At 33.8% G+C, this 12933-nt stretch carries 20 protein-coding genes and 1 pseudogene; 5 read left to right on the top strand and 16 right to left on the bottom strand.

Annotated elements, in window-relative coordinates; all coding sequences use genetic code 11:
- Positions 1 to 11: 11 nt before the first annotated feature.
- Positions 12 to 644 carry a VC0807 family protein gene (locus ACQVV1_RS03935; protein ID WP_242252223.1) on the top strand — a complete coding sequence of 211 codons (633 nt, stop codon included), beginning with the start codon at positions 12 to 14 and terminating at the stop codon, positions 642 to 644.
- Positions 645 to 711: 67 nt separating this feature from the next.
- Here the strand turns inward: ACQVV1_RS03935 and ACQVV1_RS03930 are convergent, their stop codons facing one another.
- The 10 genes from ACQVV1_RS03930 to comGA form a co-directional block, all read right to left on the bottom strand.
- Positions 712 to 912 carry a YqzE family protein gene (locus ACQVV1_RS03930; protein WP_000106080.1) on the bottom strand — a complete coding sequence of 67 codons (201 nt, stop codon included), beginning with the start codon at positions 910 to 912 and terminating at the stop codon, positions 712 to 714.
- 38 nt (positions 913 to 950) lie between these two features.
- Positions 951 to 1448 (bottom strand): shikimate kinase AroK, encoded by a 498-nt coding sequence (gene aroK, locus ACQVV1_RS03925; RefSeq protein WP_242252225.1) that lies wholly within the window; start codon positions 1446 to 1448, stop codon positions 951 to 953.
- A 118-nt stretch (positions 1449 to 1566) separates the two neighbouring features.
- Complete coding sequence (locus ACQVV1_RS03920; RefSeq protein WP_063222963.1) at positions 1567 to 2217, bottom strand: prolyl hydroxylase family protein; 651 nt, start codon at positions 2215 to 2217, stop codon at positions 1567 to 1569.
- 174 nt (positions 2218 to 2391) lie between these two features.
- The gene (gene comGG, locus ACQVV1_RS03915; RefSeq protein WP_063222962.1) at positions 2392 to 2763 is read right to left on the bottom strand and encodes a competence type IV pilus minor pilin ComGG; all 372 of its coding nucleotides are present in this window, start codon (positions 2761 to 2763) and stop codon (positions 2392 to 2394) included.
- A complete protein-coding gene (gene comGF, locus ACQVV1_RS03910) occupies positions 2760 to 3230 on the bottom strand; it encodes a competence type IV pilus minor pilin ComGF (protein WP_431168636.1) in 471 nt (156 codons plus the stop codon). The genes comGG and comGF overlap by 4 nt, the downstream gene beginning before the upstream one ends.
- On the bottom strand, positions 3200 to 3502 hold the full coding sequence (gene comGE, locus ACQVV1_RS03905; RefSeq protein WP_242252227.1) for a competence type IV pilus minor pilin ComGE: 303 nt from the start codon (positions 3500 to 3502) through the stop codon (positions 3200 to 3202). The genes comGF and comGE overlap by 31 nt, the downstream gene beginning before the upstream one ends.
- Entirely contained in the window at positions 3495 to 3950 is a 456-nt protein-coding gene (comGD, locus tag ACQVV1_RS03900) for a comG operon protein ComGD (protein WP_242252228.1), read from the bottom strand. Before comGD ends, comGE begins: the two co-directional genes overlap by 8 nt.
- Positions 3947 to 4246, bottom strand: a complete 300-nt coding sequence (comGC, locus tag ACQVV1_RS03895; protein ID WP_063222959.1) for a comG operon protein ComGC — start codon at positions 4244 to 4246, stop codon at positions 3947 to 3949. The genes comGD and comGC overlap by 4 nt, the downstream gene beginning before the upstream one ends.
- 12 nt (positions 4247 to 4258) lie before the next feature.
- A complete protein-coding gene (comGB, locus tag ACQVV1_RS03890; protein ID WP_242252230.1) occupies positions 4259 to 5290 on the bottom strand; it encodes a competence type IV pilus assembly protein ComGB in 1032 nt (343 codons plus the stop codon).
- Positions 5283 to 6326: a competence protein ComGA gene (gene comGA / locus ACQVV1_RS03885; protein WP_242252231.1), complete on the bottom strand. Its 1044-nt coding sequence runs from the start codon at positions 6324 to 6326 to the stop codon at positions 5283 to 5285. The genes comGB and comGA overlap by 8 nt, the downstream gene beginning before the upstream one ends.
- Before the next feature lie 205 nt (positions 6327 to 6531).
- On the opposite strand from comGA, the gene ACQVV1_RS03880 reads away from it, so the two are divergent.
- From ACQVV1_RS03880 to ACQVV1_RS03870, 3 genes are all read left to right on the top strand, one after another.
- Positions 6532 to 7227: a helix-turn-helix transcriptional regulator gene (locus tag ACQVV1_RS03880; protein WP_000434117.1), complete on the top strand. Its 696-nt coding sequence runs from the start codon at positions 6532 to 6534 to the stop codon at positions 7225 to 7227.
- 125 nt (positions 7228 to 7352) lie between these two features.
- Entirely contained in the window at positions 7353 to 7595 is a 243-nt protein-coding gene (locus tag ACQVV1_RS03875; RefSeq protein WP_000440713.1) for a DUF2626 domain-containing protein, read from the top strand.
- A gap of 107 nt (positions 7596 to 7702) precedes the next feature.
- Positions 7703 to 9097, top strand: coding sequence for an L-cystine transporter (locus ACQVV1_RS03870; RefSeq protein ID WP_001094341.1), 1395 nt, complete (start codon positions 7703 to 7705; stop codon positions 9095 to 9097).
- A 79-nt stretch (positions 9098 to 9176) separates the two neighbouring features.
- On the opposite strand, the pseudogene ACQVV1_RS03865 reads toward ACQVV1_RS03870, so the two are convergent.
- Positions 9177 to 9568 (bottom strand): annotated as a pseudogene (locus ACQVV1_RS03865) (hypothetical protein).
- A gap of 87 nt (positions 9569 to 9655) precedes the next feature.
- Positions 9656 to 9871 carry a DUF3912 family protein gene (locus ACQVV1_RS03860; RefSeq protein ID WP_001008320.1) on the bottom strand — a complete coding sequence of 72 codons (216 nt, stop codon included), beginning with the start codon at positions 9869 to 9871 and terminating at the stop codon, positions 9656 to 9658.
- Positions 9872 to 10123: 252 nt separating this feature from the next.
- Here ACQVV1_RS03860 and ACQVV1_RS03855 point away from each other — a divergent pair, with 252 nt between their 5' ends.
- Entirely contained in the window at positions 10124 to 10435 is a 312-nt protein-coding gene (locus ACQVV1_RS03855) for a hypothetical protein (RefSeq protein WP_063222956.1), read from the top strand.
- Positions 10436 to 10471: 36 nt separating this feature from the next.
- On the opposite strand, the gene ACQVV1_RS03850 is transcribed toward ACQVV1_RS03855, so the two are convergent.
- The 4 genes from ACQVV1_RS03850 to murG all read right to left on the bottom strand — a co-directional run bounded on the left by ACQVV1_RS03850 (position 10472) and on the right by murG (position 12923).
- Positions 10472 to 10960, bottom strand: coding sequence for a hypothetical protein (locus tag ACQVV1_RS03850; RefSeq protein WP_242252237.1), 489 nt, complete (start codon positions 10958 to 10960; stop codon positions 10472 to 10474).
- 81 nt (positions 10961 to 11041) lie between these two features.
- The gene (locus tag ACQVV1_RS03845; RefSeq protein ID WP_063222954.1) at positions 11042 to 11416 is read right to left on the bottom strand and encodes a nucleoside 2-deoxyribosyltransferase; all 375 of its coding nucleotides are present in this window, start codon (positions 11414 to 11416) and stop codon (positions 11042 to 11044) included.
- A gap of 92 nt (positions 11417 to 11508) precedes the next feature.
- The gene (locus ACQVV1_RS03840) at positions 11509 to 11769 is read right to left on the bottom strand and encodes a DUF3966 domain-containing protein (RefSeq protein WP_242252238.1); all 261 of its coding nucleotides are present in this window, start codon (positions 11767 to 11769) and stop codon (positions 11509 to 11511) included.
- 95 nt (positions 11770 to 11864) lie between these two features.
- The gene (gene murG / locus ACQVV1_RS03835; RefSeq protein ID WP_242252239.1) at positions 11865 to 12923 is read right to left on the bottom strand and encodes an undecaprenyldiphospho-muramoylpentapeptide beta-N-acetylglucosaminyltransferase; all 1059 of its coding nucleotides are present in this window, start codon (positions 12921 to 12923) and stop codon (positions 11865 to 11867) included.
- Positions 12924 to 12933: the final 10 nt, after the last annotated feature.

The following is a 12933-nucleotide window of genomic DNA, read 5'->3' as shown; positions in this document are numbered from 1 at the left end:
GGAGGCTCTATATGAATCAAAATAAAAAAGCTATATTAGATCTCGTCTTTTATCTCGTAATCCCATTCCTCATTTGGAAATTTGCGAAGCCTTATATCGATCCTTATTACGCGATGTTACTTTCCTCTGTTCCGGGGATTATTTATACACTGTATACCTTTAAAAAAGAAAAACAGTTTAACGTAACAGGGTTCTTTATTTTAATTACACTCATTTCGAATACGACAGTAGATTTATTATCTGGATCAGCTGAACGAATGTTGTGGAACGATGCGTATTATCACATCGTACTCGGTATTATCGTTATATGTACAATTTTTATAAAAAAACCACTTATGTTATATTTCGCAGCAGATATTGCCGCACTGCAAGGCCATGACCGTGATAAAAGTCGTGAACTGTATCGTGATAGTCGTATCTATCCTGCACTACAATATTTAACGCTATTTTTCGGGCTACAATTCATATTAAAAAGCTTCCTGAAAATTTATTTCATCTCTTTTTTCGGTGTAGATGGCTATGGTGAAATGAGAGCGATTATGACTGCTGTCGGCTGGGGCATTTCTATTTGTATCGGCATAGGATTCGTATGGGTAAACAATAAAATACATGCTGTTACAGAAGAAAAAGAATCCGTGCAGTAAATACAAATCCCCTAGTAGTATGATGCTACTAGGGGATTTGTATTTTGCTAGACATATTACGGAATAGTTAACTTGATTTTTTTCGTTTATCTTTTACGTTTCGATAAAACAAAGCAGCACTCAGCGGCATCACACCAAACCACTTATTCATAAATGGCTCTTTTTCAGCACGGCGTTGTTCTTTCTTTTGTTTACGATCTTCTTTTGGAGCATCCATATACGACACAAATTGCTGTGTCACAAAGCGAACATAATCATTAGTAGACATATTATCATCACCTCTACTTGATTAGTATGTCCACTTTCTTATTCATTAATCTTTTCTTTTAATTCATTCATAATTTGCTTTACCGACTTATTTGTCGTATCGATATGAATATGTGCTTCCTCATAATACGCTCGGCGCGATTCAAATTTCATTACAAATGCCTCTATATCTTTCTTCTGAAATAGTGGACGTGTCGTATCTTCACGAAGCCTTTCTGCAATTACATGTGGATCACAATACAAGTACACAACAGTTCCATTTTCCTTCATCCACTTTCGGTTTTCCTCTCGTTCAATGATTCCGCCGCCAGTTGTAATAATGACATTATAACTGGGTAGTGAACGTAACATTTCACTTTCATATTCCCGAAAAGCCATTTCGCCTTCTTCGGCAAAAATATCACGAATCTCCTTCTCTTGCTTCTCTTCAATTTTTTGGTCTGTATCTACAACATCCATATGAAGTTCTTTACTTAATGCTTTTCCAATTGTTGTTTTCCCAGCTCCCATATAACCGGTTATGTATATAGATTTCATGTTCGTTCCTCTCAATCGTCATGTATTATTTGTTATTATAACGAAAGATTACATTATTGAATAAAAAAACGTCTTGTTCTCCTTATACAATGAAGAACAAAACGTCACATACACGCTCTTACTTATAAGTACCTCTTCTCACCCACTGCGTTGCAATCCATTTCTCACCTTTCGTTACAGGTGCCCCTCCGTGTAACGTAAGCTCATTTAATGAATGGTCTTGATAGAAATACTCAAAGTATACTGCCATTCCCTTTCTAGGGTTCACAGAAAGATTTAATTTCGGAAAGAACGTTTCTCCGCCTTCTTCTACATCATTTAAGTACATGACAAGCGTACTAATACGATTATTAGTAGCTGATCTACTATGTTCCGCAAAATAATCATAGTGCGCTTTATATTGTTGATCCACTTCATAATTTAAAATGTGTAATCCTTCTCCATGCGACGCAGGAACATTCATGATAGATGAAATTCGTTTTTCAATCTTCGCAGTAAGTTCATTATCGTCTAAAAATGCACCCTTACTCGTTCGAATATCATTTACATCACGTGATGAACCAACTTTTGAACGCGCCAATTTATTTTTAGACAATTCAATTAATTCTTCACATTCTTCATCACTTAATACATTTCCTAACACGACAATAAGAGGTTCTTCGAATCTTGAAATAATTTGTATTTCCCTATCTTCCGTCATAATTACATTTCCTTTATGATCAAAAATAGTTTGTTCCTTATTTTCACCTATTTGATTGTTGTTTGTCATTTCCCTATTCTCCCTAAAATAATGATTGGATAGCATGAATATATCATATTCTTTCTACCTTTCTCTTTTTTGAGAAAATTTAAACTTTTAATTATTTTATTTATCCATTTCCTTTAAAAAAATAGCCTATTTTTAAATGAGAAATCATGGTTTTTTATCCATATATTTTACATACTATCCTTCTATCCAATCGAATATTTTCTCATCTTTTTTTCTATACCGAAAGCTTACTTTATAGAAAACTTCTTGTTTTATTTTGCACTGCAATGAAACGAGAATAACATCGTTTTCAAAAACGTAATTCCCACTTGCTTCGCCCTTTTCATAATGAAAGAAAAAAGTATCTTCCTTTTCTTTTTGTTGTAAGTCTTTTTTTATATTTGTAATAGATCGATTTAATAGTTCCTCCAGTACAAATTTTTGCTCTATTTCAGTATAAAAATTTTTATCTATACGCAACATATTCGTTTCATATACAAAGAACGAAGTTAATAATACAAGAAAAATGATTGTTCCTGGCATTGTAAATCCATCTTGTTTTCTCATGTATTTATTTCCATTTCGCTATATCTTACAGCTACACCTTCATATATTTTTCCCCTCCTATCTTTCACATTTATAAAAAGCAAATGAGGTGTTACTTCATACGAAACCATTTCAACATTTTGTAATATAACTTCTCTTCCACGCATATTCACTTTTCTTACAAGACGATTATTCATTTTTTCATACGTCACTTCATCTCCAGTGCGAAGACGGAAGCGCAACATACTATCTTTATTCTCAGGAACTATTTTTTCTACAAATGATACTTCACGAAACTCTAACTGTACTTGTCCTAAAAATACATCCCATTCCCAATTATTTAATCCTTTCGACTGTTTGTTTTCTATTCCGATAAAATTTAAACGTGGCAAGAGTAAAAAGAACAGTGATAACAGAAAAAAACATACGATCATTTCTATTAATGTAAACCCAGCTTCTAATTTATTTTTTCCCCTGCATAAAAACATTGTTCCATCCTTCTTCCTTTCACATCTCTCCACATAGCACAAACTTCATTTCCTCCCCAATATGTGTAATATACATTTCCGTCTATGACTTTTTCTTTCTGCTGCTTTGCCTCATTCTCATACATATATAAAGCTGCTTCTCTTTTTAATAATACAAATGCCTTATAACGAATTTGTATGTTTTTTCGTTCTTGCATAATCAATACTGTTTGCGGAAGTAGTAAAGATACCGCCATCATTAAGATGCTTAATGCTACAAGCATTTCAGCCATCACTGACCCTTTTTGACATTTCACGATACGTAAATCTCCCTCTGCCAAGCTGAAATACAATATCATATTTATAACTTCGATACGAAAGTAGAATCGTACCACCTCTATTAATATTTCCACTCGGATTATATGTCATCGGATTTGGAAAAGTATTCAAATCAATTTGTATATCACTATCATATTCTCTTTTAATGATAGAAAGATTCGTACTCGACTCTCCTATATAATACATATGTCTATCTTTATGCCAGCGTAATGTATAGTGTTTTTGACGGTTTATCGCTAATTGTTGCATATACAAAATATCATTTGAAAACTGTCTCAAAAATTGTTCGATTTTTTGTTTTTCATATAATGAATGTACGTTATAATACGTGACCATACTTAATACAGAGATTGCAAATAGAACGAGTAGCATTTCTAAAAGAGTAAAACCCTCTTGTTTCACAGTTTCCCACTTGTTACTGTGCCATCATTTGAAATATGAATAGATTCACCATTCGGACACTTATCAGCTGTAATATATTTTTCATCACTTAGCTCTTTTAGCGTAGGAATTTTATTATGTTGTAATTGGTATACTTGTATTTGGGCTTCTATAGATTTCACATAAGCTTTACATCCTTTTCCTTCGACAGATGAACGCTGCGTAACTACATTTGGAATAATTAATAGTAATAATACAGTTATGACCACCATAACTAATAACATTTCTAAAAGAGTAAACCCTTCCTCATTCTGCATGTAAATACCCTCCTAAATAGAATTCATCATTTGAAACATTGGCATAATCATCGCTAAATACATAAGAACGACTATTCCTCCAATACACATAAATAAGATCGGTTGAATGATCACTAACATACGTTTAATTTTCCGCTCCATCTTTTCCATAATAAGATTGCTATAGTCACCTAATTCAATCGCCAAATTACCGTTTGCTTGTCCATGCGTAATAATATAAGAAAGTTCTTTCTCATAATATCCACTTTTAGCAATAATAGATTGTAACGATTCTCCTGCAATTAATTGGTGCTCAATTCGGCTCGCTTCATACTGAAAGAACGGATGATATTTTTGCTCCATCATTATTGTTAGAGCCTCAAGTACTGATAATCCGCCATGTAATAAACTGCTCAATTGAGTGGCGAAATAATGTGAATGCTTTAAAATAAAAAATGTTTTTACGATGGGGATACGAAGCATAATTTTTACCTGCTTCATATACGAGAGTTTCCGAAAGTAAAGCATATATAAACTGCATCCAATCAAAACGATAAAAAGAGTGCTAAATATAAGGTAAGGTAGTAGCTTAATTGTACTTAATATTTGTTTTGTAAATAACGGTGCTGTAGAACCAAACGAACTATATACCATATCAACCTGTGGTAATAAAATGCGGTTAAAAATCAAAATCATGATTATTAAAAAAAATGCCAAAAACATAGGATACTGCATGATTTTTAACATATCTTTCCTATACTTAACCTTTTTATATAGAAGTGCGCTCCCTTGTTGCAATGCAAAAGAAAGATCACCATGTTGCTCGGCATAAAATAAATAGCTTAACATCTCCTGATGAAACTTTAATTGATGAAAAGAATCGTGTAGACTTTTCCCATCTTTTAATCCATCAATCATGTGCTGCAATTGTACTTTCTTTTCTAAAGGTAATTGAAACCGTAAAAATTCTAATGCCTGCAAAAGGGAATATCCTTTTTCTAATAGTTTCCCTAATTGTTTCAGTAATACTACTTGATCACTTAAACTCCATATTTTCTTAAACATAAACATCCTCTTCTAAAAATCCTAAAGCGTATCCTTTTCGTATCGAAGATTCTAATGTTTCATGCGTGTATGTGACACATTCCCCGTTTGCTTCTTTAATCGCTTGTTTTAACTCATATCCATATAACAACTCATAAATACTCGCTTGTCTTACTTGCCTCATTGATTTACATAAAGTTGAGCACTTTCTTTTGCAAAACGGACACTTTAATTCGACAAGTCGCTGTGCAGCTATAGCCAATAAAGACTGTTCAATCTCTTGCCTCGTTACGCCAAAATCCATGAACCTGAGTATCGCCCCTTTCGCATCATTCGTATGCAGTGTCGTCATTACTAAATGTCCAGTCAAACTTGCTCTTATTGCGATTTTCGCTGTTTCTTCATCACGGATTTCACCAACTAAAATAATATCTGGATCATGACGTAAAATAGCCTTTAGTCCCGCCTCATATGTGATACCTGCTTTTTCATTTATTTGAATTTGTAATAAATCGTCATTTCTTTTTTCAACTGGATCTTCCAGTGTAACGATGCGGCGCGTTTTCTTTTTTCTCATTACCTCTAATAATGCATACATTGTTGTTGTCTTCCCAGAACCAGTCGGTCCAGTAAATACAAGTAACCCATGTGAATAACTTAAAAAAGAGAGTAATTTTTTTGCTGTACTTGGAAATAACGAAAGATGAGATAACGGCTGAATAGATGCTTGTAAATGGAGACGAATAACGAGACTTTCTTGGTATACGGTTGGAAGCGTGGAAAGGCGTAAGTACACTTCTTGTCCATCCATTTGTAAATACAGTGAACCATTTTGTGGCTTCCGCCTCTCTCCTATATCCATGGATGCTAAAAATTTAAAGTGTGAAACAAGTTTTTCTCCAAATTCCTTTTCAATACAATGTTTCATCATTAAATCTTTTCCTATACGTAGTTGAATTGCCACGTCCTTCTGCCTCGGCACGATATGTAAGTCCGACGCTTGTACCCTACACGCTTCTTTCAAAATCGTATTCGCAAAACTTTCAATTCCATTCATCATTTTTCCCTCCCCACTATGTATATAGCATGAAAAAATTCATAAGAAAAATCGGCATTTTTGTATTTTCACTAGGTAAAAAAGGAAAAATATGTTTGTGAAATTATGAACAATTTCTGAATTATTGTCTGAAATTACCTATACTCATGTTTATCTGTATTATAATGTTATTATCTTGGATAAAGTGATAAAGGTGGAGATCCTCATGGAACAAGCTTTAAAAATTACAGGTGTATTATCTGACCCAACTCGTTATTACATTTATAAATATATTTCTCAAAAACATAGTTACGTAACTGTACAAGAAATTGCAGATGAGTTTGACATTCATCCAAACGTAGCACGTTTACATTTATCTAAATTAGAAGATGTTCATATGCTTAAATCGGAAACAAAGAAAACAGGAAAAGGCGGAAGACCAAGCAGATTATATGTATTATCTGATGATGTTATCCAATTACAATTCCCCTTCCGTGACTATCAATTGTTAGCAAGAATAGCATTTAATTCTTTACTTAGCCTTGGTGCTGCTGGTGAAAAAGCGCTATACGAAACAGGAAAACAATTCGGGGCCGAATTAATGCAACAACATATGCAGCGCTTAAATGTGAGTGAAGATGCTTTAACAGTGGAACAAAAAGTTCAAATTGCAAAAGAAGCTTTCTCAACAGCTGGCTTATCACCGGCATTTGAATTAAGTGCAGATGGAACGAAAATTTTCTATGATGTACACAATTGTCCATTTAAAGAAGTTGCTGTTCATCATCCAACTGAAATTTGTAATATGCACGGAGATATGATGAAAGGGATTTTTGAAATCCTATTCCCTAACACGGAATTAACACGAAATGATAGTTTACTGGATGGATGTAAATCTTGTAATTATAAACTAACAATTTAATTTTCCCTATAAAAAGAAGCCAATTATAATTGGCTTCTTTTTATATGAACGAATATTTACAATAGTAAGAAAAATAAACTATAATGAAGTGAGGTTTACTTTTTTTAGAAAAGGAGGGAGATGGCATGGAGCGCATGTTTCGCGTTCTCGGCTTTTGGACTGGAATTTTCTCGGTTATGTTTTACGTAGGGGATATGCACTCGACCGCACTACTATTTTTAGGACAAACAGGATTCTTCGTACTTTTAAGCTATTTAAAATTAACAGAGCGTATGTATATATACGTATTCGGGGCATATTTAACTGTTTTCTTCATAGGATTTACATACTACACGACGTTCTTGCTTGTCCCTGGGGCTGGACATTAAAAGATGGCATTTTGCCATCTTTTTTTTAATTCCGCAATTTCCTAGTTGACTTATAGGTTTTATTACCTTATATTCTATATAACAGATTGGAATTAGGGGGAATCAACATGAATACACTGCTTGTCGGAATTAACGTTGCAGTCATGCTCATCTTAGTTGGCGTATTATACTATATGCAACGTAAGCATGTATCTTTTAATAAACGTGTATTTACTGCTTTAGGAGTCGGAATTATCTTCGGTCTTATATTACAATTTATTTATGAGCCTACTTCTAAAGTCATCATTGAATCAAATACTTGGTTTGGCTTAATCGGTAGCGGTTATGTGAAATTGCTTCAAATGATCGTTATGCCACTTATTTTAGTATCTATTATTTCAGCATTTACAAAATTACAATTAACGAAAAATCTTGGTAAAATTAGTGGTCTTATTATCGGAATTTTAATTCTTACTACAGGAATCGCTGCAGCTGTCGGTATCGCTGCAAGTGCAGGATTTGATGTATCAGCAACAGGCCTACAACAAGGTGATGCAGAATCTGCTCGTCTGAAGTTAGTTGAAGAAAGATTTACTTCTATTGAGAAAACAACAATTCCAGATAAATTATTAGAGTTGTTACCTACAAATCCGTTTCTTGATTTAACAGGTGCTCGTCCAACATCAACAATTTCTGTTGTAATATTTGCAGCATTTATCGGTATAGCCTTTATAGGTGTAAAACGAAAATATCCAGAACAAGCAGAGCTATTTAAGAAGATGCTTGATGCTGTATATGCAATCGTAATGCGTATGGTAACATTAATTTTACGCCTTACTCCTTACGGCGTATTAGCTCTTATGGCAAAAACAGTTGCTGGTAGCGATATAAATGCTATTTTAAAACTTGGTAACTTCGTGTTAGCGTCTTACGTAGCACTTATCGTAATGTTCGTTATCCACTTATTATTAATTGCTCTCTCTGGTTTAAATCCAATTCAATATTTGAAAAAGGTGTTCCCTGTATTAACATTTGCATTCACATCTCGCTCTAGTGCTGGCGCAATGCCATTAAATATTGAAGCTCAAAAAGAAAAACTTGGTATTTCTGAAGGAATTGCAAACTTCGCAGCATCATTTGGAGTATCTATCGGACAAAACGGTTGCGCAGGTATTTATCCAGCAATGCTTGCAATGATGGTCGCTCCAACTGTAGGAATTGATCCATTACAACCACAATTTATTTTAACTTTAATCGCTGTCGTTGCGATTAGCTCATTCGGTGTTGCCGGAGTTGGTGGCGGTGCAACATTCGCAGCATTAATCGTACTATCTACAATGAACTTACCAATCGGTATTGTCGCTCTTGTTATCTCAGTTGAACCATTAATCGATATGGGTCGTACAGCTCTTAACGTAAGTGGTTCTATGACAGCAGGTCTTATTTCAAGTAAATGGCTTGGTGAATTAGATCAAGATACGTACAATCAAGATGATACAAAAACTGGTGAAATTGCTTCATAATGAAAGAAAGACGCTAACATACATTTGTTAGCGTCTTTTTTATTCCGTTCCCTCTTTATAGATCTTATCTTGAGAATTATCACACCAAATATTCTTCTAGTTGCTCTTTTAACTCTTCCTCAATCTCATAACAAGATTCATCAACAAGTTCTCCTACTTTCTTACTCCACAAAATGTTTGATTGAATTGGCATTCCTAAAAAAATTCTTTCGCATTTCCAAATTGAAATATTGTGAAATTCAATCATCTCTTTTTCTTCATCTAATATAGCTATAGCAACTGATGAATTATATCCCACCTCAAAGGGATTCTCTTTCTCTCTTGCAAATCCCATATCTAATTCCATGTTTTTTCTATGTATAAATGCGAATACTCTTTATACAGTTTAAGTGATATTCGCTTTATTTCCTTCTCCACACACTGAATTTTCTCTTTTAGCTCCAATGTAAAATCCCGTTCTTTATACTTCATTTCCATCTCCTTAAACACGGAAAAAGAGAATACAATAACATATTCTCTTTCCTCAAATATATTTCATTATCTCACAGCCCGTCCTTTTCACAAATAACCATTTTGTTCGCACCATTTATGAAATTGTCCTACGTCTACTCCAACTAACACGATATCCTTGAGCTCTACATCAATGCTTTGTTCTCCAATTACAATAGCAAACTGCGATTCTAATTTTGTCTCGTTTTTCTTTACAATTCCAATTCGGTTCCGATGCGCTCCATCTTTTATATATGCTTTTTGTCCTACAATATCAAAGTTCAAGATTTTCACCTCTTTTACTGCGCTCAAATTGGAAATACGATCTCCACCTCGGAAAATTTCCTTTCATTGCACTATTTCTCTATATATATGACGAAACAATAAAAGAGTCCTTCCTTCTTTACAATTATTTTTTCTTTGTTTCATTTTTGTGATTGAAACGTAAAGTTTATAATAAAATACACTTGGAAGCGCTTTCTGTGTAATTTTTTATGTTATAATATATAAGTAGAACTTCGTAAAGAGGGTTAAAAAATGAATACAAAAATGATAAAAAAAGTAATTGAAGCATTAAAAGTATATGGGTTTCAGGATGTATCATTCTGTGACAAAACGAAGCAATTTTTATTTCATAACGAAACGGATATTATGAGCGGCTATGCAGAAATAACATATAGTAGTCAATTCGAAAAATTCAACGTACAAATTCATCCAATTGAAACACATCACCAAGGAGAGTTACAAGAGGTTGAAAGACATATACAAGCCTGTATAAGAAAAGTGGAATATTTAAACGCACTTCTTAGCGGACAAACAAAACTAGATGACAAAATTATTATAATGTAAAAAAAGAACGTGAGGATATCACGTTCTTTTTTTACATTATACGTTCATCTTTTCCTTCAGTTGTAATCCTGTAATGGATTGTAATACATCCATTGCTTCTCCAAATGTCATATCAAAAATTGTCTTATCTTCTATGTATGGAAATTGTCTAAAACGCTTTTCTAACATTTTCACGGCGTCCGACGTAAAGTGTGCACTATCAATGCCAAATTCTGTTTCAAGAAGAACGATCCAATCTAACACATGAAAACCTAATCCATTTACGAATGAAATAAGTTTTTCTTCTGGCTGTGAAGATAAGAATACGTATCGCTCCATCTCACTAAACAGTTCTTCGCCTAAAACTTCTGCTAACTCATCATCATGTTCACGTTCAATAATCTCTTCATACCCGTAATCATCAACAAGCTCCTCAACTTCTTCACTATCCTCACAAAGCAATTGACTAAGAAGTGCATCTTTCTTAAATTCACTACCTTGTACAACTTCTAAAAAGCTCGTTTCCCATCCATTTTCTAATTTCATATAATGTAACTCCTTTATATACTTTTTCTTATCATCACTGTACCCAAAAAATCGCTTTTATAACCTTTTAGATAATTACTATTATTTCACATGATTCATAACGTGAGATGCAAATTCAGCTGCATCGCCTTCAAAAATATTTATTTCTGGCAAATGATAGAACGTTGTTTGAAGCGGGTTTCCTTCATGATATACATATATCTTTTTCTCTAGCGCAATCGCCATTCCAAACTCTGTATGACTCCCATTTCCGCCATCTAATATAAGTAAAAAGACATCCGCTTCTTTGATAGCATTCTTTTCTGCCTGGCCAATTTCTCTTAATTGTTCTTGATTTACTGCTCTTTCGTTTCTTGTCCAATCATATGTATGATGCCATCCTGCATGTTTCAGTTCATTTGCTATAGAACGTACAAGATGTTTATTTTTGAATCCTGAAGCGATATAAAAATCCATTTATATACACCCCTTCTTTATATACGGGAAACTCCTTTTTAGCGTTACTTGCTATATATAATAAAAAACGATTTCAAAAAAAATACCCATCTTTAAAACTTATTTGCGTTTAAATGATGGGATGCTTCATGATCTTCTTTTATTTTTTGCTTTTTATAACTTTCATCAGCTAACATATCTAGTTCAGCTGTTATCTCTGATTTTTCAAGCTCTCTTTCTTGCGAAAATTTCCTTGAAATATAAACAATAACACTACCAACGTACAACACAAAGCATATAATAAGTGCAGTATTTTCATAGAGACTTAGCTCCAACACAGTCACTCCTAATCCATTCGTATTTTCACGCTTCATTAATTGGAATTTCCCTACTAACCATTTGTTATTGTAACATAAAAACACCGTTTCTTGGAATCTTTCAACCTACTAAAAGAGACATGATTTTTTCATCATGCCTCTGAAATATGGTGAATGATTGTTTTAGTCGCTTCTTTTCCATTATATTTTTTTAATGCGGTTTTATACGCCTCATTATTATGAGATAGCTCTTCAACATGCTTTATAAGAGAATTCACAGTCACATCTTCTTCATACAGTACAGAGGCATATCCTTGTCTTTCAAAAGACTCTGCATTTAATATTTGATCTCCACGGCTTGCAAATTTCGATAACGGAATTAGCAGCATTGGCTTTTGCAATGTTAAAAACTCAAAAATGGCATTGGATCCCGCACGCGAAATAACAAAATCTGTTATCGCTAATATGTCTGGCAGCTCTCCATGTACATATTCAAATTGTCTATATCCTTCTTCATTTTGTAAACTTTCATCAAGATTACCTTTTCCGCAAAGATGCACAATTTGATACTTTTTCAGAAGTTCTGGTAACGCTTCTCGAACCGTTTCATTAATTTTCTTTGCGCCCAAACTTCCTCCCATGATTGTAATAACTGGCTTTTTACGTGAAAAACCTAAAAATGCTAAACCTTTTTCACGATTTCCCTTTAATACTTCTTCACGTACAGGTGATCCTGTATAGATTACTTTTTCTTTCGGTAAATGTTTCGCAGCTTCTTCAAATGTAACAAATATTTTCGAAGCAAAACGGAGCGCAATTTTATTTGCTAGTCCTGGCGTCATATCAGATTCATGTAATAAGACTGGTACTCTATTTAGCCATCCTCCAATTACGACTGGTACAGATACGAAACCACCTTTTGAAAAAATCACATCTGGTTTGAGTTTTCGAATCCTTACATACGCGTCCATAACACCCTTCATTACAAGAAAAGGATCTTTTATATTTTTTAAATCAAAATAACGGCGTAGCTTTCCACTCGCAATACTATAGTACGGAATGCCTTCCTTTTCTATAATCGTTTTCTCAATTCCTTGATGAGAACCAATATAAGAAATATCCCAGTTGTCTTCCTTTAAATATGGAATAATGGCTAAATTAGGTGTTACATGCCCTGCCGAACCGCCACCTGTAAAGACTATTTTTTTCATACGTCTCCCC

It is taken from the genome of Bacillus basilensis (genome assembly GCF_050630465.1).
GTDB classification, from domain to species: domain Bacteria; phylum Bacillota; class Bacilli; order Bacillales; family Bacillaceae_G; genus Bacillus_A; species Bacillus_A basilensis.
The sequence above is the reverse complement of the archived record's forward strand: the minus strand, read 5'-3'. Positions and strand labels throughout refer to the sequence as shown.